We start from the raw sequence: 24,420 nt of genomic DNA, 5'->3' as shown, positions 1-24,420 counted from the left end.
TCAAATTTATCCAATTTTTGTTTTCTAGTTAAAGATTAAAACTATGTCTAAATTTTTTGAATTGATAAATGGCGAAAAACCCGTTTTGGTTGATTTTTTCGCTGAATGGTGCGGTCCATGTAAAATGATGAAGCCTATTCTAGAGCAGTTGAAATCTCAGGTTGGCGATTCTGCCACAATTATTAAAATTGATATCGATAAAAATCAGCCAGTAGCTGCTACTTATAATGTTCAGAGTGTACCAACTTTGATTTTATTTAAGAAAGGAAAACCTGTTTGGCGGCAAAGTGGAGTTTTACAAGCTTCTCAATTAAAGCAGATTATGAATTTGCATTCTTAGTTTTTTTACAAATTCAGATTATATCATCATAAATCAAAGTTAAGAATAATTAAGTTATCGGCTAATTAGCCGATAAAACAAATTATCGGGTAATTAGCCGATAAAGTGAAATATCGGGTAATTACCCGATATTATTTTTTGTTTTAATTATTTAATCCGATATTGTAATATGATTTGCATTATAACAGGTGATATTGTAGGCTCAAGAAAGATTAAAGATAGCTGGTTAACAAATTTAAAAGCGGCTTTTAAAGTAATTTTAGGACAAAACAATAAGTGGGAGATTTATCGAGGAGATAGTTTTCAGCTAGAAGTAGAACCTGAAAACGCCATTAGAACAGTAGCCTATTTAAAAGCCTGTATAAAGTTAAATAAGCCTGCCGATGTAAGAATGGGCATTGGTATTGGTGAAGTAAAAAGTAATCGCAAAAAACTTTCAGAATCTACTGGAGATGCTTTTGTTAACTCAGGGATAGCTTTTGATAGTTTAAAACAAGCTAAAGTTAATTTGGCAATTAAAACTGAATTTCCAGAATTTGATGAAGAAATTAATGTTTTAATTAAGCTGGCATTAATTCCAATGGATAGTTGGGGACTTGTAGCTGCCGAAATGGTAAAGCTTGCAATGGAAAATGGAAATTTATTACAAAGCGAACTGGCTACAATTTCTGGAAGAACGCAATCATCAGTAAGTGAGGCTTTAAAGCGTGCACATTATTCAGAATTGATGGAAATGGACAAGTTGTATCGTAAAAAATTGAACCAAATATTTTCTAAATAATGGATATCTATTTAATTAAACTCATTCTTGTACATTTAATTGGCGATTTCTTCTTGCAACCGAATTCTTGGGTAAAAGATAAGGAGCGAAAGAAACTTAAATCAGCTAAACTGTATATGCATATTGCAGTACATATTGGATTGATCTTTTTGATATTTCTGAGTTTTGGAGTTTGGAAAATGGCTTTATCTATAGGAGTATTGCATTTTTTTATCGATGCTGGAAAATCTATATTTCAAACTAAGAAAAATGCCCGCCTATTATTTTTTATTGATCAGTTATTACATTTCTCTTCCATACTTCTAGTTTGGCATTTTTTTTATAAAGGATATTTAGATATTAGTTACATCAATGATATTAAAACTTGGATTCTTGCAGCTGGAGTGCTCTTCTTAACTTTGCCAACATCAATAATTATGAAAGTTATTATTGCTAAATGGTTGCCAGAAAGTGATGATGAAAGCCCAAAATCGTTGCAAAATGCAGGAAAATATATTGGAGTTTTAGAACGTGTTTTAATCTTTGTTTTTATAATTACTAATCACTTTGAAGCAGTAGGTTTTTTACTCGCAGCCAAATCTATTTTCCGTTTCGGAGATTTAAAGGAAGCGCATGATTTAAAATTAACAGAATATGTTTTAATTGGAACGCTATTGAGTTTCGGAATTGCTATTATAGTTTCGTTAGGAATAGTGGGATGGACTCGGTAATATTTAGCATTTAAATTATTTTTAATATCAAAGTTATTTTCTTAAAATTATTTCACTAGATTTAAGGTAACAGACAACAAATCACTCTATTCTTTATACATCCTGTTAACGCTCGATTATGAAAATACTGTGCTCTTTGTTGATGCTCTTATCAACTTATGCTCTTTTTGCGCAAAATAATTTAGGTCCCAGGCTCACAGCTATGGGGAATAATGGCGCTGCTGTAACCGATGTTTGGTCGCTACAAGCCAATCCATCAGGAATTTCAAGGCTCAAAAAAACAACTGTTTCATTAAACTACACTAAGCATTTTTTTGGTAATGAGATTAGCACACAAGGCTTGGTGGCCGTAATCCCATTTAAAAACGATTTTATAGGAACAACTTTCCAGCGATATGGTTTCTCAGAATATAATGAAAGTAAGGTTGGTTTTGCTTACGCGAAAAAGTTTGGCGAAAAGCTATCAATAGCTTTAAACGGCAATTATCATCAGTTAAAAATTTCCAACTACGGCTCATCAAATGGCTTTTCTATTGATTTTGGATTATTATATCACTTTAATAATGATTTTACATTTGGTGCATTTGTAAATAATCCATCAAAGGAAAAATTTAGTTCCACAACAGTTTTTGCAGCAATACCAACTTCATACAACATAGGTGCAAGTTATTTCGCATCTGATAAGGTGTTAATAGCAACCACAATCTCCAAAACTCTAGATCAATCAATAGATATAAAACTAGGTATCGATTACAAAATGTTTGATTTATTGAGTTTACGGGGAGGCTTGAGTGCAAAGCCTTTTAAGCAATATGTAGGTTTTGGATTGAACTACAGAAAGTTTTTAATAGACATGGCCACAACCTACGATACTAATCTTGGTTATGAGCCTCAAATGGCTCTGGGTTATGCGTTCTAAATTAATTACCATATTATTTGTAATGATCGGATTTGTTGCAAATGCACAGACTAACGAACAAGAAATTGATGTTCGGGATGTTATAGAAAGTGTCGCTGAAAATTTACCAGATGATTACGACATGACAGAATTGATTGATGTTTTAACCAGGTATAGAAAACATCCAATTAATTTGAACAAAACAACACCCGAAGAATTAAAAACCTTTGTTTTTCTTTCCCCATTACAAATCAGTAATTTCTTTAGTCATATTAAAGAAAATGGAAATTTTGTTGATGTATTAGAACTCCAATCCATCGATGGATTCGACGCAAAAACGGTACAATGCTTAATTCCATTCGTAACACTCACTGCTGCAACTGAATATGAAAAACTAAATTTTAAGGAAATTTTTAATCTTGGAGAAAGTGATTTGATGATACGTTTAGCACAAACGATGCAAAAACAAAAGGGCTATACCAGTTTACCAGGAAACCGCTATTTAGGTTCAGCAGAACGCTTCCAAACACGTTATCGCTATCATTACGGTACCATAGTTTCGGCAGCGCTAACCTTAGATAAAGATGCTGGCGAAAAGTTTATTGGTAAACCTTTCGATTATGTTTCGGCAAATGTAGCGTTATTTAAACTTGGTCGAATTAAAAAACTGGTACTAGGCGATTACTCTTTGCAATTTGGGCAAGGTTTAACGTTATGGTCTGGTTTTTCTTTTGGCAAAGGGTCCGATGTAGCCAGCGTAGCAAAGAAAGATTTAGGTTTACGGCCCTATACATCTACTAATGAATATTCTTTTTTACGAGGAATTTCGATGACGATAAACCTCTATAAAAATATTGATCTAACACCTTTTGTTTCCTTTAGAAAACTAGATGCTAGTCAGGATTTAGATTTAGAAGGAAATTTAGTTCAATCGACTATAAATCAAACTGGTTTACACCGAACACCTACAGAAATCGAGAATAAGAACACTTTAAGTCAAAAGATTTATGGTGCTGTAATTCAATATACTAAAAATGACTTTGGAATTGGTGCTATTGCTTATCAAACAGAGTATGGAAATAGTTTTATTACTCAAACAGCAATTTACGATAAGTTTAGTTTTACAGGGAATTCGTTAACCAATCTCGGAATTTATTACAACTACACCTATAAAAATATATATTTCTACGGAGAGGGAGCCAAAAGTATAAACAGTGGGTTTGCTTACGTAAATGGCGCTTTAATTAGTTTATCGGCAATAGTTTCTGCTGCTATAACTTATCGTAATTACAGTAAAAATTACCACAGTTTTTTCAATCAAGCCGTTGCCGAAGCTAGCGAGGCGGTTAACGAGAAAGGACTCTATGCGGGCCTAAATATCGTTCCAAGCAAACGCTGGGCTTTTTCTTTTTATGGCGATTATTTTCAATTTCCATGGTTAAAATTTAGAGTTGATGCACCATCAAAAGGATATGAAATTTTAGGTCAGATGGTTTACACACCAACTAAAACCTTTAAAGTTTTAGCTCGATTTAAAACGGAGAACAAAGAGCAAAATACGGATTTAGATGTGCCGATAAATTTCTTAGACGAGGTAAAGAAAGAAGGTTATCGAGGGGAAGTAAGTTGGCAGTTAAACAAGAAATGGAGTTTTCAAAACCGATTAGAGATTTCTCAATATAAAAAAGGTGATGCAAATAAAGAGTTCGGCTACTTAATTTACCAGGATGTAGATTATTCTCCTATGTTCTCGAAAATTACTGGAAATTTAAGAATAGCCTATTTCGATACACCAAGCTATAACAGCCGGATTTACGCTTACGAAGATGATGTATTGTACAGTTTTGCCTTTGGAATGTACAGTGGCAGCGGATTTAGAACTTACATTAATCTAAAATACAATTTAGCCAAAAAACTGAATATTTGGGCTAGGTATGGCATGTTCTACTACAAAGATGTAGAAACCGTAGGTACTTATTTAGATGAAATTCAAGGCAATAAAAAGTCAGAAGTTAAAATTCAGCTACGATACCAATTTTAATATATGTTTAAAGCAGAATATGTTTTTGTTCGAATTTTAGCATCCCTTATTATTGGAATTGGAGTTTTCTATTTTTTTCAAACAGAAGAAATGGTTTTAATTGTTTCGATAATTTTTGGTTTAACATTACTTTCTACACTAGTACTCAATATTACCTACAAAAAACTAAATACGTACAAATTCAAAGGTGTAATAGGTATCCTGATGTGTGTTTTCTTCTTCATTTTAGGAGGATTGCTTTGCCTTTTAAATAACGAAAAACTTAAGTTTGATTATTTTGGTAAAGAAGACTATCAAAAGTTAAAGATTTGGGTAAACAACGAACCCGAGCAAAGCAACAACATACTTCGTTTTAAAGCAAGAGTGGTTTCTGGGTATAAAAAAGGGGAACAGGTTAAATTAAGTGTGCAATTGCTTTTAGCTTTGAAACTAGATGTTATAAATCCAATAAAACTTAAATATGGCGATGAGTTGATTGTAGCTGCGAATTGCTTAGAAGTAGAACCACCATATAATCCTGCAGAATTTGACTTTAAACATTGGCTAGCGAGCCAGAATATTTATATGCAAACTTTTTTAAATCAAAAGCAGATACTTAAAACCAAAAATAATATTGGAAACCCAGTTATAAAATTTGCTTTAGATTTAAGAGAAAAGCAAATCGAAAAATATAGGAAATTGCTTAAGAATGAGGAAGCTTTTGCAGTTGCATCAACTTTAATTTTGGGCTACCGTGCAGATTTAAGCAAAGAAACTTTAGCCGCGTATTCCAAAACAGGAACCATTCACGCATTGTCAGTTTCTGGAAGTCACGTAGCCATTATCTTTTTTGTATTGGATTTTATGCTATTATTTTTAGATAGGAGGAAAGGAACGAAAATTTTAAAATTCATATTAATCTGCAGCTTAATTTGAGCTTATGCTTTAATTACAGGTTTATCCCCGTCAGTTGTTCGATCTGCAATTATGATAACGATTTTTATTGTTGCTAAAACATTTGCCAAGAATAAGAATGGCTACAATACACTCGCTTTCGCCGCATTTTGCCAATTGGTTTACAATCCTTTTCTAATTTGGGATGTTGGCTTTCAACTATCCTATATTTCCGTTTTCGGTTTAATTTATCTCCAACGAAAAATCTATAAGCACATTTACATTAAAAACAAATGGATAAACAAAATTTGGGAATTAATAGCCCTTTCTTTAGCCGCTCAATTGGTAACCTTTCCACTTTGCATTTATTACTTCCATCAATTTCCTGTTTATTTTTTACTCGGAAATTTATTTATTTCTATTCCTTTAATCCTCATCATGATTTTAGGCATTGCTATACTTATTCCATTCGTTGATAAACTCTCGCCAATTTTTGAGTGGATCATTGTATCTACAAACAATACTTTAAAGTGGATAGCAGACTTACCTTACTCTACTTTATCATCAGTTTGGATAAATCTACCAGAGCTTATTTTACTAAGTTTTGCTTTAGGATTATTTGTTTATGCATTAGTTAAGTACAATAAAAGATGCATGTTTACCGCATTTTTACTTTTCATTTCATATCAATCATTGATTGCTTATAACGATTGGAAAACAATCAGCCAAAAGAAAGTTATCTTTTTCACGTTAAGAAAAAACTATGCAGCAGCTTTTATTAGTGGCTCAAAAGCGGTTATAGTAACTGATTTACCGGAAAATGATAAAAATTTTCAATTCTTTGTGAAACCTGCTTTAGAGCAGTCTCAAGTTAATAAGTTCAATTTTGTCAATTTGAAAAAAGACACCATTTTGCCGAATTTTATCCTAATGAATAAGCAAATCATCTTCAATAAATACAAGATTTTAATACTAGATGAGTCTTTAAACTACAAGAAATTGCTAGTTCATGGGGATTTTTCAAGCATTTGGATTACTGGAAATACGAAGTTCAAATTAGAAAAACTTCCTAAAGAAATTCGGTATCGAAACTTAATTATCGATGCAACAAACAGAGATTATAAAATAGCAGAAATTAAAGCTTTCGCTGAAAATATAAAGTTAGAGCATCATATTTTAAAGAAAAATCCTGCATATTTGGTGCAACTAATTAAATGATATATTGATGGAAAATCTGGTGTTGTATAGCGTAGAAGATAGAATTGCAACGATAACAATTAATCGACCTGAAAAAAGAAACGCTTTAAACCCTAATTTAATAACTGCATTAACCGATGCTTTTATAAGAGCCGAAGAAGATGAATTTGTAAAAGTTATAGTTTTAAATGCTAATGGAGGTACATTTAGTGCTGGAGCAGATTTAGAATATCTTCAACAACTACAAAATAATACCTTCGAAGAAAATGTAGCCGATTCTAATAATTTAAAAAGGCTTTTTACTACAATCTATTATCTTCCAAAAATTGTAATTGCTCAGGTAGAAGGACATGCAATTGCTGGTGGTTGCGGCTTAGCAACAATTTGTGATATTGTTTTTGCAACACCCGAAAGCAACTTTGGTTATACCGAAGTTAAAATTGGTTTTGTACCAGCAATTGTATCTTGCTTTTTAATGCAAAAGGTTAATGAAACTATTGCTAAAGAGATTTTACTTACTGCAAAAACGTTCCCAGCCGAGCAGGCGTTAGCATATAAATTGATAAACTTTGTAACAAATTCATCAGAAATTCATCTAAAGGTTAAAGAATTTGCATTAAGTTTGTGTAGAGAAAGTTCTGGTAATTCGTTAATGATAACAAAGCAATTAATTAGTCAAACAACAAAACCTCTATTAGAAAAAACTTTAGAAACTGCTGTACAAATTAATGCTCGCGTTAGAGAGAGCGAAGATTTTAAAAAAGGTATTGCATCATTCTTAAACAAAGAAAAAATTAATTGGTAAACTAAAAACTAAATATAAAAACATGTTAAAATCAATCAAAACAAGCGTTTTAGCTTTAATACTAGTAGGTACTGCAGTTATTGCACATGCACAAAAGAAAATAACAGAAGGCACTTTAATTTATGGAGTAAAATATAAAATTAGTGCTCCTGGTGCACCAGAAGAACAAAAAGTTAAATTCAATGGCGACATTTCAAAATTAGAATTAAACTTTGGCCCTGCTGCTATTGGCGTTTTTCTTGATAGCAAAAGCGGAACCGGTTTAACTTTGGTAGATATTCCTGTGGCTCAAAAACAATTAGCTGCTAAAATGTCGAAAGCAGATATGGAAGAATCGAAAGCTGCAAGACCTCAATATTCTGATTTTAAAGCAACAGGAGAAAAGAAAAGTGTTGCAGGCTACAATGCAGAAAAATACACTTTTAAAGATAGTAAAGGTGGCGTAGGCGAGTTTTGGGTAACCAATGATTTAGACGTGCCTATTAACATTGCAACAACTGATTTTAAAGACATTAAAGGCTTTGTAGTTTTAATTGATACACCTGAAGCAACAATAACTTTGAAATCGATAACAGAAGGTAAGGTTGGCGAATTATCGGTAACTAAAATCCCAGCTGGATACGATGAAATTACTTATGCTGATCTAAAAGCAATGCAAGGCGGTGGCGAATAAATAACCACTTTCAATTAATATAGGCTTTTTAACTGCCGGCTTTTTATTTAAATTAGCCGAAAAGTTAAAAAGCTTTTTTTATGACCTAACTTATATGATTAAAAACTTATTACTCAAATTATCAGTTATTTGCATCGTTTTTTTTGCAATTGCTGATGTAAAAGCCCAAGGCATAAACTGGGCAAAAGATGGAAATTCTTACTATCAAATTGCAGGCGGCGAAATCGTTTCGGTAACACTTCCAAAAAGCGACAAAAAAACGATCATTTCAAGAGCATTATTAACGCCATCAGGTAAAAATGCGCCAATTGCCGTTAGAAGTTTCCAACTTTCAACCGATGGTACAAAAGCTTTAATTTACACAAACAGTAAAAAAGTATGGCGTTATGATACACGTGGCGATTACTGGTTGGCTGATTTAACTACCAATAAAATCACCCAAATTGGTAAAGACAAACCAGTTTCATCATTAATGTTTGCCAAATTATCTCCAGATGGGAGTAAAGTAGCCTACGTAAGCAAACATAATTTATATGTTGAAAATGTAGATGGCACAGCTTCGAAAGCCTTAACAACTGACGGAACAGACAGAATGATTAACGGTACATTTGATTGGGTTTACGAAGAAGAATTTGATTGCAGAGATGGCTTTAGATGGAGTCCGGATGGTAAAACCATTGCTTATTGGCAAATCGACGCAACTAAAATCAAAAACTTTTTGATGATTAACAACACCGATTCTATTTATCCTTATACCATTCCTGTTGAGTACCCAAAAGTAGGCGAAAACCCATCGGCTTGTAAAGTTGGCATTGTTGATATTGCAACGGCTAAAACAAATTGGTTAAAAGTTCCTGGCGATAATATCCAGCATTACATTCCTCGTATGCAATGGATTCCGAATAGCAACGAAGTAATTTTGCAACAACTTAATCGGGAGCAAAACGAAAGTGTTGTATTTGTTTGTGATGCTGCAACAGGCATTGCAAAACCATTGTACACAGAAAAAGCAAAAGCCTGGATTGATGCTCAAGACGAATGGAAATGGTTAGCTGATAATAAGGAGTTTACCATTCTTTCTGATAAGGATGGGTGGAATCATTTGTATAGAATTAGTCGCGATGGTAAAAAAGAAACATTGGTTACTAAAGGAAATTACGATGTAATCGACGTTAAGTTAATCGATAGTAAAAACAATTATGTTTATTTTACTGCTTCGCCAACCAATGCTACCCAGAAATATTTATTCAAAACTAAATTAGATGGTAAAGGTAAATTAGAGCAGGTAACACCTTCTATTTTACCAGGAACGCACAATTACGATATTTCTCCAAATGCAGCCTTTGCTCGCCATACGTACAATAGTTCGGTGGTTAGACCAATTAATGAGTGGATAAATTTCACCACTGGAAGTCCATTTACTATAGATGGTAGCATTACCATGCAATTATCTAAGCAAGAAGCGCCTAAAAACAAAGTAGAATTTTTCAAAGTAACTACCGAAGATGGTATCGAATTAGACGGCTGGATGAAAAAACCAGATGATTTTAATCCCAATAAAAAATATCCGGTTGTGTTTTACGTTTATGGCGAACCAGCTTCACAAACTGCTGCCGATACATACGGAGCAGGCCGAAACTTTTTATACGCTGGCGATATGGCAAAAGATGGCTATATCTATATTTCAATGGATAATCGCGGTGCACCTGTTCCAAAAGGTGCTACTTGGCGCAAAAGTATTTATAAAAACATTGGTGTAATCAATATTCGCGATCAGGCTATGGCAGCCAAAAAATTACTGGCAACAAATGCTTTTATGGATAAAGACCGTGTAGCCGTTTGGGGCTGGAGTGGTGGCGGTTCATCAACCTTAAACCTGATGTTCCAATATCCTGAAATTTACAAAACGGGTATTGCCATTGCAGCAGTTGGTAACCAATTAACTTACGATAATATTTATCAGGAACGTTATATGGGCACGCCATTCCCAAGTAAAGAGGCGTATGTAAAAGGTTCACCTGTTACTTATGCAAAAAACCTTAAAGGCAATTTATTGTACATTCATGGTACTGGCGATGATAATGTTCACTATCAAAATGCAGAAATGTTAATCAACGAATTAATTAAAAACAAAAAGGTTTTTCAGTTAATGAGTTATCCTAATCGCACCCACAGTATTTCTGAAGGCGAAGGAACAAGTGAGCATTTATCACTTACATACACCAAATTTTTGAAAGAAAATTGCCCTCCTGGAGCAAAATAAGATATTTCTGAAAACCAATGTAGCGGGGAATCGGTTTCGATAGCCCCGCTTTTTATTTCAATCTTTTTGGTCCATTTCCTTCACAATCCTATCGTTTATGCAACAAAAAGTATTTCCATTGCAATCGGGTTTAAATTGCAAAACCTGTACTTCTATTTAGGTAAGCCTAGCATTACGCCAAACCAATATGCCAAAATGTTAGTTGCAGCACGAAAACGGTGCGCTGGTGTAAATAGAACTCTAAAAATAAATTTACTGCTTAGCTTTACGATTTAGTAAAAATTAATGGAAGCAATGGAAAGTTTATAATTCCTGAGCTAAATTCACTAAAAATCCCTTTAGCTTTTCTAACGAATCAATAATCTTTTGATTCTCTTTAACATCGCCTTTGTTATTTTTTAAATAATCTTTTGCGCCTTTTAAAGTAAACCCCTTTTCATCAACCAGGTTGAAAATAATTTTCAAATTTTCAATGTCTTCTGGTGTAAATAAACGGTTGCCTTTTTTGTTTTTCTTAGGTTGCAGTATATCGAATTCCTTTTCGTAAAAACGGATTTGAGAAGCGTTTACGTTAAATATTTCAGTCACTTCGCCCATAGTATAATACATCTTATTAATGTCTCTTTCTTTGTACGGCATAACTTGTGCTTGATTATTAAGGTTTTACATCGATTAATTAAAGTGTTCAAATGTAGCTCGATTTTTCCTTATTAACGCAATAAAATTTTAATTTTGTTGCTCAATTATAAAACGTAATGACAGCAAAAGAGATTAGACAGGCATTCCTTAGTTTTTTTGAATCGAAACAACATCATATTGTTTCATCAGCGCCAATTGTGGTTAAAAACGACCCAACTTTGATGTTTACCAACGCAGGTATGAATCAATTTAAAGATTTGTTTTTAGGCGAAGCCGCAATTAAATATGCCCGTGTTACCGATACTCAACGCTGTTTACGTGTTTCTGGTAAACACAACGATTTAGAGGAGGTTGGTATCGATACCTATCACCATACCATGTTCGAAATGTTGGGTAACTGGAGTTTCGGCGATTATTTTAAGAAAGATGCCATTGCATGGAGCTGGGAATTATTGACCGAAGTTTATAAAATTCCGAAAGAAAAATTATACGTAACATATTTTGAAGGCGATGAAAAAGAAGGTTTAGAAAAAGACCAGGAAGCATACGACCTTTGGAAACAATATGTTGATGAAAGCCATATTCTGCCAGGCAACAAAAAAGATAATTTCTGGGAAATGGGCGATACAGGTCCTTGCGGTCCTTGTTCTGAAATCCATGTAGATTGCCGTACTGATGAAGAGAAAGCTTTAGTTGATGGTGCTACTTTGGTAAATGCCGATCATCCGCAGGTTATCGAAATCTGGAATAATGTATTCATGCAGTTTAACCGCTTAAAAGATGGTTCATTGCAAAGTTTGCCAGCTAAACATGTAGATACAGGAATGGGATTTGAGCGTTTAGTACGTGTTTTACAAGAAAAAAGTTCTAATTACGATACCGATGTTTTCCAGCCGATGATTCAGTTTATTGCTGAGAAATCAGGCATTAAATATGGTGCCGACGAGAAAACTGACATCGCTATGCGTGTTATGGCTGATCATATTCGGGCCATTTCGTTCGTAATTGCTGATGGTCAATTGCCATCAAATAATAAAGCAGGCTATGTTATTCGTAGAATCTTACGCCGTGCGGTACGTTATGCGTATACTTTTTTAAACTTTAAAGAACCGTTTTTAAATCAGTTGGTTCCTTTATTGGCTGAGCAATTTAAAGGGGTTTTCGATGAACTGATTTCTCAGCAAGATTTTGTTCAGAAAGTAGTTTTAGAAGAGGAGGTTTCGTTTTTGAGAACTTTATCTACAGGAATTCAGAGATTTGAGAAATATCAGGCTACAGATAATAAAGTAGAAGGAAGTTTTGCTTTCGAACTATCTGATACTTTCGGTTTCCCAATCGATTTAACTGAGTTAATGGCTCGTGAAAAAGGTTGGTCGGTTGATTTAGAAGCTTACGAACAAGCGCTTAAAAAGCAAAAAGACGATAGTCGTGCTGCTACAGCAATTGATACAGGCGATTGGGTTACGGTAAATTCTGATGATCAAAGTGAATTTGTAGGTTACGATGACTTAGAAATTGAAACGGAAATTTTAAAGTATCGTAAAGTAAAAGCTAAAGGTAAAGAGCAATATCAAATTGTTTTGCGCCAAACGCCTTTTTATGCAGAAAGTGGTGGTCAGGTAGGAGATACGGGACGTTTAGAAGATCATAGCCGCCAGTTTTGGATTGATATTACCGATACAAAAAAGGAAAACGGTTTAACTGTTCATTTTGCAGATATACTTCCAGATAATTTGGAAGGTAAGTTCTGGGCGGTTGTAGATGAAGATAAGCGTGTTTTAACGGAAGATAATCACTCTGCTACGCACTTACTCCACGCAGCTTTAAAGCAAGTTTTAGGTAATCATGTAAACCAAAAAGGTTCATTAGTAAATGCAGATTATTTACGTTTTGATTTTTCTCACTTCGCAAAGGTAACTAACGAAGAATTGGCCCAGATTGAGGTAATTGTAAATCAAAAAATCAGGCAAAACATAAAATTGAAGGAACAGAGAAATGTACCTTATCAAGACGCGATTCAAAGTGGCGTAACCGCTTTATTTGGCGAAAAGTATGGCGATTTTGTTCGTATGATAACTTTTGATGATCATTTCTCTAAAGAACTTTGTGGCGGTACACATGTAAAAGCAACAGGACAAATCGGTTCTTTCAAAATCATTTCTGAAAGCGCTGTTGCAGCAGGCGTTCGCAGAATTGAGGCCATTACTGCCGATAAAGCCGAGCAATATTTCTTAGAGCAACGTAAAGAATTTGGGCATTTAAAAGCCTTGTTAAACGGTTCGAAAGATTTATCAGCTTCTGTTCAAGCTTTGCTTGATGAAAATGCCAAACTGAAAAAAGAGATTGAAAAATCTACTTTAGAACGAGTTAATACCCTGAAACATGAAATTGTACATCACGTAAGAGGTATTAATGGTATAAACCTGATTGCTAAACATATTGATTTGCAGAGTGCAGATGCGATTAAAAATCTTGCTTTCTCACTAAAAGACATGGTTGATAATCTGTTTCTAGTTTTCACAACAGAAATTGAGGGTAAACCTGGAATTACGGTAATGCTATCAGATCATTTAGTTAAAAAGGGAATGAATGCATCGAACATCGTTCGCGAGTTGGGTAAAGAAATTCAAGGTGGCGGAGGTGGCCAACCATTTTACGCAACTGCTGGTGGTAAAAATTCAGAAGGATTAAAAATTGTACTAGAAAAAGCTGAAAGCTTTATTCCGCATTAATTTATAGAAAATCCTCATGGAATTGGTAATGGAGCAGTTCTTAAAGTAGCATACCAACTTTAAGAACTGCTCTATTTTTTTATAGAATGTATAATGCAATATTTTAGCCAATTAATTACGGAATTGCTTTTCAAGATATTTTGGTAATCAATAATTATCCATTACTATTTTAAAAATTAAACTAATTTATTAGTTTCGTTAAAATTAATCTAAATGAAAAAAATACTCTTAACTACAATTTTGCTGGGCGGTGCTATTTTAGCTCATGCGCAAAATAATTCTTCAGAAAAAAAGACCAACAGTGCTGAAACAGGGAAAAACGAACTAAAAGTGAACTTGCTGACTTCGATTTTGGCATTACCTGAAATTAGCTACGAAAGGATTTTAGAAGACAATATGGGCGTTGGTATTTCTTTATCGGCTGGAATAGGAGATGACGATGATTTTTCGGAGTATAGGTTTTTAGCAATTCCGCATTACAGGTTGTATTTTGGAAAGAAAAGGGCTGCTGGTTTTTTTATTGAAGGTAATGCAGCGATTGGCTCTGTAAGAGATAGATATATCATGTATTTTAACTCTAATGCCAATATGTATTTTATTAGCAATGTATCAAAAGCAACTACAAACTTTGGCTTAGGTGCTGCAGTAGGTGCTAAGTTTTTAACCAGAAATGGTTTCACTGGTGAAATTTATGGTGGTGTCGGCCGTTTTTTAGGTAATAAACGTACGATAGAAGCTTATCCTAGAATTGGAATTACGCTTGGTAAAAGATTTTAAAATAAGAAAGAGGCCTTGAGCCTCTTTCTTATTTCAATGAATTGAATGTTTTAGTTTAATAAATTAAAACATTGACTCGCAATTTCGTATTCTTCGTTTGTAGGGATCACTAATATTTTAACTTTCGAATCCGCTCGACTAATATCTGTTAATTCTTGCTTGTATCCTTTGTTTTTAGCCTCATCCAGCTCTATTCCTAAATAACTCAATTCCTTACAAACAGCTGCTCTTATTTCTAAATCATTTTCACCAACACCAGCTGTAAATATAATTGCATCGATTCCATTTAAAACTGCAGCGTAAGAACCTATAAATTTTTTAATCCTGTAAGCGTAAAGCTCTATCGCTAATTTTGCGTTTTCATTACCTTCGCTAATCAGTTTTCTAATATCACGCATATCACTTGAGCCACCAACCCCCAATAAACCCGATTGTTTATTAAGTAAAGTACTAAGCTGCTCTAAAGTATAGCCAGCATGTTCCATTAAGTGAAAAATAACCGATGGATCAATGTCGCCCGATCGGGTGCCCATTACAAGTCCGCTTAAAGGCCCAAAACCCATGCTGGTATCAATCGACTGGCCGTTTTTTATTGCCGTAATGCTGCAGCCATTCCCTAAATGAATACTAATTATTTTAGAATCAGCTTTACCTAACGAGTGAATAGCCTGTTCACTCACATATTTGTGGCTTGTACCATGAAAACCATAAACCCTAATACTGTGTTCCTTGTAATACCATTCTGGAATTGCATACCTGAAAGCTTGCCGAGGTATTGTTTGATGAAAAGCGGTATCGAAAACTGCTACTTGTTTTGCTGAAGTAAAAGTTTGTTCTGCAACTTCAATACACTTGTAATTAACAGGGTTATGAAGCGGCGCTAATGAGAATAGTTTTCTAATCTGTTGCTTAACTTCATCATTAATTAAGGTTGCACCAGCAAAATGTTCGCCACCATGTACCACCCGATGCCCAACAGCAACAACATCCTCAGGTTTAGAAATCACCGCATGTTCGCCCTCTGATAGTAAGGCAAGAACTTGTTTTAGTCCCTCACCATGATTAGAAATAAAAGCTTCTATCTCAATTACGGTTTTTTCTTGGTTTTTGAATACACTATGTTTGATAAAAGAGCCTTCAATACCTATTCGCTCAACTAAACCACTACAAACAGCTTGTTGCAAAGGCATTTTGAAAAGTTGATATTTAATAGAACTACTTCCTGAATTGATAACTAAAATATTCATAAATTATTTAATATCCTGACACTGAATTGCGGTAATTACTACTGTATTAAAAATATCATCTACAGTACATCCTCTGCTTAAATCATTAATTGGCTTATTCAAGCCTTGTAACATTGGCCCGATGGCCAGTGCGCCAGTTTCCCGCTGAACAGCCTTGTAAGTGTTATTTCCAGTATTTAAATCTGGGAAAATTAAAACGCTTGCTCTACCTGCAACTTCTGATCCTGGTAATTTTTGCTGACCAACCAGTGGATCTACCGCAGCATCGTATTGAATTGGACCTTCAATTTTAAGTTCTGGATGTCTGGCTTTTACAATTGCCGTGGCTTCTCTAACCCGCTCAACGTCTTCACCTTCTCCTGATGTACCTGAAGAATAAGATAACATGGCTATTCGAGGTTCTATACCAAATTTAGAACTACTTTCTGCTGATGAAATGGCAATTTCTGCAAGTTGCTGAGCCGTTGGATTTGGGTTAACCGCACAATCGCCAAATATGGCAACACGTTCTGGCAAACACATAAAAAATATAGATGATACCACGGAAACACCAGGTTTTGTTTTTACAAATTGTAAAGCCGGCCGTATGGTATGTTGGGTAGTATGAACAGCTCCCGAAACCATTCCATCCGCATCACCTTTATAAACCATCATGGTCCCAAAGTAGGAAACATCCGTCATCATATCTCTGGCCATTTCCATATTTACATTTTTAGCTTTACGTAATTCATATAAAGTTTCAACGTAATTATCATAATGCTCTGATAGGGCTGGATTATGAATATTAATTGCATTTATATCCAGGTTTAATCCTAGTCGTTTAATGGATGTACCAATTTCAAGTGGATCACCTAATAAAGTAATGTTTACAATGTCTTGTGTAATTAATTTCTCTACCGCTTTTAAAATCCTTTCATCATTACCTTCTGGCAAAACGATGTGTTTTTTCTGGCTTTTAGCCCATTTTACCAACTGATACTGAAACATATGTGGCGTAATGCCTTCGTAGCTAAAAGTAATGATTTTATCATCTAAAGCCTTCAAATCAACATATTTTTCGAATAACTCAATGGCTAATGCTATTTTCTTTTTATTATCAATTGTTATTTTAGAATGGATTGCACCAATAGCAGTTGTTGTTTCGAAAGTACCTTTCTGTACCGAAATAATTGGGATAATGGTTTGAAGCCCCTCGATAAGTTTAATCATTGGTTCATCTGGCAAGCTGCCAGCGGTTAAAACAATACCAGCAATTTTTGGGTAGTTTGCAGATAAATTTGCCTGTAGAGAACCAATTATAATATCGCCACGATCGCCTGGAGTTACAATTAGCAGATTATCTTTAATGTGGCGTAAAAAATTGGGCAACATCATAGCGCCTGTAACGAAATTATCAACCTGATTGTCCATTAAATCGGCGCCGAAAAGAATTTCTGCATCAAGCGCTTCGGTAATTTCTTGCATTGTAGGACTTTGTAAGCCGCTTTCAATTGGAATCACAGCAATAAGTAATTCGGCAGGAAGTTGATTTGTTAGCGCTTGCTTAATGCGTTCTGCTTCCTCTGGATTTACCATGTTGGCCACAACGCCTAAAACCTGTACATCTCTTAATAGAAAGTTTCTATAAATATTAATTGCTGTTTTAAAAAGCTGACTGGCTGTTTTATTTTTACCAGAAACAACGATTAGTACAGGAGCGCCCAGGTTTTTCGCCATTAAAGCGTTCGATTCGAATTCAAAAGCCATGCCTTCACCTAAAAAATCGCTACCCTCAATTACGGTGAAATCGTAGTTATCCTCTAGTTTTTTGTACTTGCTGATAATTGTATTAATAATGTCTCCGCTATTTTCCGATTGATGAAGCATATCCTGACGAGTAAAGGCAAAAGCATCTTCATACTTAACAGGAAGCGAAAAATAATCGATCATGGCTTCTACATGCTTATCTTTTTCATTTGGATCATCCTGAGCAATAATGGGTTTAAAATAACCAACCTTTTGTGTTTTGGCTAGCAACATATTAATCATTCCGAAAGCAATTACCGACTTACCCGTGTAAGGTTCTGCCGAAGCTATAAAGATGTTTTTAGTCATTCGAAGAGTAAAAATTTGTATCTATAAAACAAATATTGCCAATATAGTTTGCAATATTTCAAATATAAGAATTCATTATTGTTTAGAATGATTCTTAGTAATATAATACAGAGATCTTTTTTCCTCCATTAATTTCATGGAAAAAGCAAATGATTCTTATGTGTTTATTTTTAATTACCTGAAATTTATACCGTGCGACGATATTCGTTCGGCGTTAAACCAACCTTATTCCGAAACAGGCGAATAAAATGTTGCGGGTATTTAAAACCCAGGTCGTAGGCAACCTCACTAATCGATTTATTCGAATCAAAAACTTTATCCTTCGCAACCTCAATAAGTTTATCCTGTATGTACTCCTGGGCCGTTTTACCTGTTTCTTTTTTGATTAGATCACCAAAATAATTAGCCGAAAGGTGTAGCTCATCAGCACAAAAACCAACGGATGGTAGCCCCATTGAATACGGTTTTTCGGATGATAAATAAGTATTAAGCAAATCCTCAAGTCTTTCGATTATACTTTTGTTAACAGTTTCACGGGTTATAAACTGACGATCGTAAAAGCGGTCGCAATAATTGAGTAGTAACTCGATGTTAGATGTGATGAGCTTTTTACTATGTTTATCTATAGATTCCTTTAATTCGCCATCAATTTTTGAGAAAGTTTCTAATACCAGTTGTCTTTCCTTTGCCGATAAATGAAGCGCCTCATTGGTTTGATATTTAAAAAAATTATATTCAGAAAGGGCTTTAGCAAGCGAGGTTCCTCTGATCAGATCTGGATGAAAAACCAGTCCGTGCCCCATAGGTTGGTATAAATCTGTTTTGTTCTCTACATCCAAAACCTGGCCTGGCGAAACGAAAACTAAAGTGCCTTCCTGATAATCGTAATAATGACGGCCATACTTTAAATCCCCGCACTTAACATCTTTTAGAAAAATGCAATACAAACCAAAATTCATTGTAGAGCCAGTTCTCTTATTAGCTTTCGAAAAGTCGATCACACTTACTAATGGATGCTTGGTTTCTTGATTATTGAATTGATTATAATCACTTATTGTATCAAAATTGAATATGTTGCTCATAATTGTATTTCAAGAATGGTAAAAATATAGATTAAAAACCCCGATTTTTCTGAAATTACGAATATCAGTAATTATGGTTATATAAAGCGTAATCTGTATACCAATATACTAAACTCAAAGGCAGACCTTTGTATAGATCGTTCTGGATGAGCATTCAGAATTATCCAAGAACAGAAGATTAAGGGATTTACAAAAGGAAAAATAATGGTCAAAGGAATATTATCAACCATAATAATATATGGAACCATGCTGGGTACGGCATTTTCACAAAATAGCAATCTTATAATCAAAGAGCAAGGGACATTTTCTGCAGGCGGAATTGTGATTAAGAGCCAAGGGGATTTCGATGCAACCAAACCCTGGAATGTGGCTCAAGGCGGCCAAACCCGTCATGGAGACCATGCCGATGTTTTTTATCAGATTCCTGCTAAGGCAAAAAAATACCCTATGGTGTTTTTACACGGTTACGGCCAGTCTAAACGCAGCTGGCAAACTACAGCCGATGGCAGAGCAGGCTTTTCTGAGATCTTTTTAAGACAAGGTTTTGGGGTTTATTTAGTTGATCAGCCTGGGCGGGGAGATGCAGGACAAACAACCAAACCAGGTCAGATTTCTGCAGTGCCCGACGATCAAACCTGGTTTACCCAATTCCGCATCGGATTATATCCAAACTTTAATGAGGGTGTTCAGTTTCCAAAAGACTCTACCTCAATTGATCATTTTTTTAGAATGATGACACCCAACACTGGTAATGTGGATGAAGCATCTGTTGTAAATGCCATGTCGAAGGTATTCGATAGAGCAGGAGATGGCTTGTTTTTTACGCACTCTGCCAGTGGCATTATTGGTTGGAAAACCGCCATGAAGAGCAACCACATTAAAGCTATTGTTTCTTACGAACCAGGTGGATTTGTTTTCCCCGAAGGAGAGGTGCCTGAAGGTAACCGTGGCGGGGCAGGCGTATCAATGGCCGAATTTATGAAGCTAACTAAAATGCCGATTGTAGTTTACTACGGTGATTTTATTCCGAAAGCGGAAACTGATGCAGCATCATTAAACTTCTGGCGAAATGTACTTGCTACGGCGAAACAGTGGGCTAAGGTTGTTAATGCGCATGGTGGTGATGTTTCTATTGTTCTTTTACCCGAAATCGGAATAAAAGGTAATACACACTTTCCAATGTCTGATTTGAACAACAAGGAAGTTGCGGAAGTACTTGGCAAATGGTTAAAAGAGAAAAAATTAGATAAATAAATTATACACAGATGAAAAAGATATTTATTATGCTGTGTTTAACGCTGGCAGGGATTAGCGCAGTGTTTGCACAAACCGAGGCTGAAAAAGAAATTATCGAACTTTCTAAAAATAAATGGCAATGGATGGCCGATAAAAAGGTTGATACCTTAACTAAATTATTTCATGATCAATCTGTATTTGTACACATGGGTGGTTCGTGGGGTAAGCAACAAGAGGTTAGCGTGATTAAAAGCGGTGGAATTTGGTATAAAAAAGCAGATATACATCAAGTTTCTGTTAATATTATTGGCAATACAGCTGTTCTTTTAAATCGAATTACTCTTTTAGCTGTAGTGGGTGGAAATGAGGTAACCAATCCATTTATCGTAACAGAAGTGTATGTAAGGGAGCAGAAGACCTGGAAACTTGCTTCACTTTCTTTTACTAAAACAACGGGATCATAATCCGATTAATGAAATAAATATCAATAATGATAAAGCAAAAAAGTATTACGGTTTACGTATTTATACTATTTATGATGAATACCTTATTGTTTAGCCCATCTGTAAACGCGAAGCAAGTAGCAGCAGATCATAAAAGCCTAAGTTTGATTGAGCAGAGCATTATTAAAGTTGCCTCATTAACTGCAAAAGGTGATTTAGATCAGTTAAAGATCGAACTGAACAAGGCGCTAGATGCAGGTTTGACTTTAAATGAAACCAAAGAAGTATTGGTGCATGCCTATGCCTATTGTGGTTTTCCACGAAGTATTCGTGCGCTTCAAACTTTAATGGACGTTACCAAATATCGTAAAGCAAAAGGTATAAATGATCATGCTGGAAAGGATGCGACAAAAATCCAGTCGCAGGAAACAAAATATAACCGCGGTAAAAGTATTCTGGGCGAACTTACACAAGCACCACAACCAGTTGAACTTTCAGGATATTCGGCTTTTTCGCCAGTAATTGATACCTTTTTAAAAGAGCATTTGTTTGCAGATATATTTGAACGCGATATCCTAACCTATGCCCAACGAGAATTGGTTACCATTTCTGTTATATCAGCCATAGGAGAAGCAGAACCTATGCTTAAGAGCCATTTAAACATTACCTTAAAGACAGGCATCAGCCCAAATCAGCTGCAACAATTTGTAGAAATCATTAAATCCACCATTGGAAAAAAGGAAGCAAAAGCAGCCCAAAAAGTTTTAAACGAAGTATTAGTAAGCCAAAAATAAAATGAGAAATATAACATCAATAATAGCATTAGCCGCATTCATCGTACCTACAGAATTTGTGTATGCACGATCCATTGAAAAGAAGCATGAACAAAACCCATGGACCTTGGTATATGATGGGGCGATTATTAAAAATGAACCAGGAAAAGTAAACATTCATCCTGTAACTTATAAATTAAGCGGAATTGATATTGCTGCAAACGTTTATACACCAGCAAATTACGATGCATCAAAAAAATATCCTACAGTTGTAGTGGCGCACCCTAATGGCGGTATAAAGGAACAAACCGCAGGCTTATATGCACAGCGTTTGGCAGAGGCTGGTTATATCACAATGGCTGAAGATGCATCGTACCAAGGTGCAAGTGGTGGTTTGCCACGCCATACAGACAAGCCCCAATTCCGTACCGAAGATATTCGTGGTATGGCCGACTTTATTAGCCAGTACGCTGGCGCTGATCCATCACGTTTAGGCGTTTTAGGCATCTGCGGTGGGGGTGGTTACGCTCTAAAAGCTGCCCAATCCGATAAAAGATTCAAAGCCATTGCCACGCTAAGTATGTTCAATTCTGGCGAGGTTAGACGTAATGGCTTCTTAAATTCTCAATTGAATACCATACCAGAACGTTTAAAACAAGCTTCTGATGCCAGAGTACAAGAAGCTGCAAGTGGTAAAATTCTTTTAACTGGGGTGGCCAGCGTAACCGATGAGGAGATTACTAAAATGCCAGCTGGTTTGTATCGCGAGGGTATGGATTATTATTACAGAACTCATGCACACCCTAATTCTACCTTTTTGTACACCACCAGTAGTTTAATGGATTTAATGACCTGGGATGCCACCAGCCAGATTGAATTAATCGATCAACCGTTATTAATGATTGCTGGAAGCAATGCTGATACAAAATATATGACCGATGATGCTATTGCCAAAGCCACAAATGCTAAAAAGAAAGAACTATATGTAATTGAGGGTGCAACGCATATTCAAACTTATTATAAGCCAGAATATGTTAAACAGGCCGTAGCTAAATTGAACAGTTTCTACCAGGATAATTTATAAAACAAAAACGCTTAATTATCAAATCTTACTATAGCACATGAAAAATATAATGATTGCTTTGATCGGTATGGTATTCTTCACGGCCTGTCACCCAAAAATTGCAACTAAACCAGTTAAAACAGCCCTTTTTTCTGAGGGTAACCAAGTACGCAATGGTAATTTTACAGGGGAGGTTCGGCTCAATATGTTAATGCCAGCAGACACCGCTTATAATAGCCATATTGGTTCTGTAAGTTTTAAACCTGGTGCCAGAACGAACTGGCATTATCCTGGTGGGCAAATTTTGTTGGTAACAGAAGGTAAGGGCTGGTACCAGGAACAAGGAAAAAAAGTTCAGGTTATACAAAAGGGCGATATTATAAAATGTTTACCAAACGTTCATCACTGGCACGGCGCATCGGCTACCGATCGGATGACACACCGTGCCATTGGAACCAATATTAATAAAGGAACCGTTGTTTGGTTGAGCAAAGTAACAGATGAAGAATATCAGTATGTAGGCGAATAAAAATCATTTTCCCACAAGATCTGATTAGCCGATCTTTTTCAATTAAATGCTGTTAATTTCCAGTTTATAACCCTTACCACGAATAACAACAATTTTTACATTCGCATCGGGTTCCAGTTTTTTTCTAAGTTTTGATATGAACATATCCAGACTCCGGCCAACGATCACACCTTCATCCTCCCAGATTTCTTTTTGCAATCGGCTTCTTTGTATGGTTTCATTTGGAGATAAGGAAAAAATAAGGAGCAAACGTGTTTCAGTACCCGTTAGATTTATGATCTCTTTATTTATAATTAGCTGTTGTTGCTGTGCATCAAATAATGTGGAGCCTAAAGTAAAGGCCTTAAGATCTTTATGATCAGGTAATGGGTTCTTCGGCTTAACCGATTTAAAAAAAATAAAACCGACGAATGCTAAAAATGGTAATCCACCCAAAAGGTATCCATTTAATGCGGTGTGCATATCTTTTGGTTTAAATTTAATATCGATCGTGTAGGGCGCCTTAGGTTGCACTCTTCCTTTACAGGGCACAATTTCATTTTTTTTATTTTTGGAGATCGCATATCCATAAAAAACGTTTTTGCTGCTGCCATTCAGAACATTAACTACATAATCCCCCGTAATCGGATCGTTCGCAAAAACCCGCTGGGTAATGTTTACCAGATCATCCGTTTGAAAGGTAAAGGCCTTCTCGAATCTAATTTGATATTCATTTTCTGCCAGCTTCTTTACGGGCAAAACCCTCGAAGTGCTATCGCCAGACTTTAAAAGCAATTCGTGCCCAATCCTACGAATCAGAATTTCCCTTCTGGCCAGATCGAAATCGTGGCTGCCTGATTTATTAAAAGCCACACAGATTACCACTCCAGTCAAAAGCAATATCAATCCATAGATGTATTTGCCTTTTTCAACTAAGATATTTCGACTAAGACTCATAACATCAGGTTTTTATTTACAAAAATACTAAATCTTTAGTCTGTATGATCGTATAAAAAGCGTTCTTTTTAATACGTTTGGCCTTCCCACATACAAACAAGGCGTGTACATTAGCGATAGAACCTGCGACTTAGGTCTTCTATCTATATATTCTATATGGGCTATATACCTATATGGCTAACATTTATTGTCTCGTCCGGAAAAGTCTTTACAGTTGGGAACTGTTAATACTAAGTATTCTTTACAATTGTTATTTCGTCCGGTTCAGGGTTTACATTGACTTTTTAC

General features: G+C 35.3%; 20 protein-coding genes and 1 pseudogene. 16 read left to right on the top strand and 5 right to left on the bottom strand.

Features of this window, described 5'->3' with window-relative positions:
• Positions 1-43 precede the first annotated feature (43 nt).
• The 9 genes and pseudogenes from trxA (at position 44) to ABD692_RS20680 (ending at position 10,581) form a co-directional block, all read left to right on the top strand.
• On the top strand, positions 44-340 hold the full coding sequence (trxA, locus tag ABD692_RS20720) for a thioredoxin (protein ID WP_344770063.1): 297 nt from the start codon (positions 44-46) through the stop codon (positions 338-340).
• Between the two features lie 169 nt (positions 341-509).
• Positions 510-1,121 (top strand): hypothetical protein, encoded by a 612-nt coding sequence (locus ABD692_RS20715; protein ID WP_344770061.1) that lies wholly within the window; start codon positions 510-512, stop codon positions 1,119-1,121.
• Positions 1,121-1,831 (top strand): DUF3307 domain-containing protein, encoded by a 711-nt coding sequence (locus tag ABD692_RS20710; RefSeq protein WP_344770059.1) that lies wholly within the window; start codon positions 1,121-1,123, stop codon positions 1,829-1,831. Before ABD692_RS20715 ends, ABD692_RS20710 begins: the two co-directional genes overlap by 1 nt.
• Before the next feature lie 118 nt (positions 1,832-1,949).
• The gene (locus ABD692_RS20705) at positions 1,950-2,750 is read left to right on the top strand and encodes a PorV/PorQ family protein (RefSeq protein WP_344770057.1); all 801 of its coding nucleotides are present in this window, start codon (positions 1,950-1,952) and stop codon (positions 2,748-2,750) included.
• Positions 2,740-4,770 carry a helix-hairpin-helix domain-containing protein gene (locus tag ABD692_RS20700; protein ID WP_344770055.1) on the top strand — a complete coding sequence of 677 codons (2,031 nt, stop codon included), beginning with the start codon at positions 2,740-2,742 and terminating at the stop codon, positions 4,768-4,770. Before ABD692_RS20705 ends, ABD692_RS20700 begins: the two co-directional genes overlap by 11 nt.
• A gap of 3 nt (positions 4,771-4,773) precedes the next feature.
• Positions 4,774-6,861: pseudogene (locus ABD692_RS20695) on the top strand (ComEC/Rec2 family competence protein).
• A 7-nt stretch (positions 6,862-6,868) separates the two neighbouring features.
• Complete coding sequence (locus ABD692_RS20690; RefSeq protein WP_344770053.1) at positions 6,869-7,645, top strand: enoyl-CoA hydratase/isomerase family protein; 777 nt, start codon at positions 6,869-6,871, stop codon at positions 7,643-7,645.
• 22 nt (positions 7,646-7,667) lie between these two features.
• Entirely contained in the window at positions 7,668-8,318 is a 651-nt protein-coding gene (locus tag ABD692_RS20685) for a DUF4412 domain-containing protein (protein WP_316758902.1), read from the top strand.
• Between the two features lie 94 nt (positions 8,319-8,412).
• The gene (locus ABD692_RS20680) at positions 8,413-10,581 is read left to right on the top strand and encodes a S9 family peptidase (RefSeq protein WP_344770051.1); all 2,169 of its coding nucleotides are present in this window, start codon (positions 8,413-8,415) and stop codon (positions 10,579-10,581) included.
• Positions 10,582-10,884: 303 nt separating this feature from the next.
• Here the strand turns inward: ABD692_RS20680 and ABD692_RS20675 are convergent, their stop codons facing one another.
• Complete coding sequence (locus ABD692_RS20675) at positions 10,885-11,220, bottom strand: MerR family transcriptional regulator (RefSeq protein WP_344770049.1); 336 nt, start codon at positions 11,218-11,220, stop codon at positions 10,885-10,887.
• 116 nt (positions 11,221-11,336) lie between these two features.
• Here ABD692_RS20675 and alaS point away from each other — a divergent pair, with 116 nt between their 5' ends.
• Both alaS and ABD692_RS20665 read left to right on the top strand, forming a co-directional pair.
• Positions 11,337-13,952: an alanine--tRNA ligase gene (gene alaS, locus ABD692_RS20670; RefSeq protein WP_344770047.1), complete on the top strand. Its 2,616-nt coding sequence runs from the start codon at positions 11,337-11,339 to the stop codon at positions 13,950-13,952.
• Between the two features lie 213 nt (positions 13,953-14,165).
• Entirely contained in the window at positions 14,166-14,729 is a 564-nt protein-coding gene (locus tag ABD692_RS20665; RefSeq protein ID WP_316758912.1) for a hypothetical protein, read from the top strand.
• Between the two features lie 50 nt (positions 14,730-14,779).
• Here ABD692_RS20665 and ABD692_RS20660 read toward each other — a convergent pair whose 3' ends face one another.
• The 3 genes from ABD692_RS20660 to ABD692_RS20650 form a co-directional block, all read right to left on the bottom strand.
• On the bottom strand, positions 14,780-15,976 hold the full coding sequence (locus ABD692_RS20660) for an acetate/propionate family kinase (protein ID WP_344770045.1): 1,197 nt from the start codon (positions 15,974-15,976) through the stop codon (positions 14,780-14,782).
• 3 nt (positions 15,977-15,979) lie between these two features.
• Positions 15,980-18,070 carry a phosphate acetyltransferase gene (gene pta / locus ABD692_RS20655; RefSeq protein WP_344770043.1) on the bottom strand — a complete coding sequence of 697 codons (2,091 nt, stop codon included), beginning with the start codon at positions 18,068-18,070 and terminating at the stop codon, positions 15,980-15,982.
• 185 nt (positions 18,071-18,255) lie between these two features.
• Positions 18,256-19,152, bottom strand: a complete 897-nt coding sequence (locus ABD692_RS20650; protein ID WP_344770041.1) for a helix-turn-helix domain-containing protein — start codon at positions 19,150-19,152, stop codon at positions 18,256-18,258.
• Positions 19,153-19,356: 204 nt separating this feature from the next.
• On the opposite strand from ABD692_RS20650, the gene ABD692_RS20645 reads away from it, so the two are divergent.
• Genes ABD692_RS20645 through ABD692_RS20625 form a run of 5 tightly spaced genes read left to right on the top strand, consistent with a single transcriptional unit; the run spans position 19,357 to position 23,196 of the window.
• Complete coding sequence (locus tag ABD692_RS20645; protein WP_344770039.1) at positions 19,357-20,406, top strand: alpha/beta hydrolase; 1,050 nt, start codon at positions 19,357-19,359, stop codon at positions 20,404-20,406.
• Between the two features lie 11 nt (positions 20,407-20,417).
• Complete coding sequence (locus ABD692_RS20640) at positions 20,418-20,852, top strand: nuclear transport factor 2 family protein (RefSeq protein WP_344770037.1); 435 nt, start codon at positions 20,418-20,420, stop codon at positions 20,850-20,852.
• A 26-nt stretch (positions 20,853-20,878) separates the two neighbouring features.
• Complete coding sequence (locus ABD692_RS20635; RefSeq protein ID WP_344770035.1) at positions 20,879-21,625, top strand: carboxymuconolactone decarboxylase family protein; 747 nt, start codon at positions 20,879-20,881, stop codon at positions 21,623-21,625.
• A gap of 1 nt (position 21,626) precedes the next feature.
• The gene (locus ABD692_RS20630) at positions 21,627-22,688 is read left to right on the top strand and encodes an alpha/beta hydrolase (RefSeq protein ID WP_344770033.1); all 1,062 of its coding nucleotides are present in this window, start codon (positions 21,627-21,629) and stop codon (positions 22,686-22,688) included.
• 37 nt (positions 22,689-22,725) lie between these two features.
• Entirely contained in the window at positions 22,726-23,196 is a 471-nt protein-coding gene (locus tag ABD692_RS20625; protein ID WP_344770031.1) for a cupin domain-containing protein, read from the top strand.
• A gap of 42 nt (positions 23,197-23,238) precedes the next feature.
• On the opposite strand, the gene ABD692_RS20620 is transcribed toward ABD692_RS20625, so the two are convergent.
• Entirely contained in the window at positions 23,239-24,132 is an 894-nt protein-coding gene (locus ABD692_RS20620) for a winged helix-turn-helix domain-containing protein (RefSeq protein ID WP_344770029.1), read from the bottom strand.
• Between the last annotated feature and the right edge of the window lie 288 nt (positions 24,133-24,420).

The sequence above is a fragment of the Pedobacter ginsengiterrae genome, assembly GCF_039537385.1.
GTDB classification, from domain to species: Bacteria; Bacteroidota; Bacteroidia; order Sphingobacteriales; family Sphingobacteriaceae; genus Pedobacter; species Pedobacter ginsengiterrae.
Note: the sequence above shows the minus strand (reverse complement) of the source record. Positions and strands in the feature narration are given on the sequence as shown.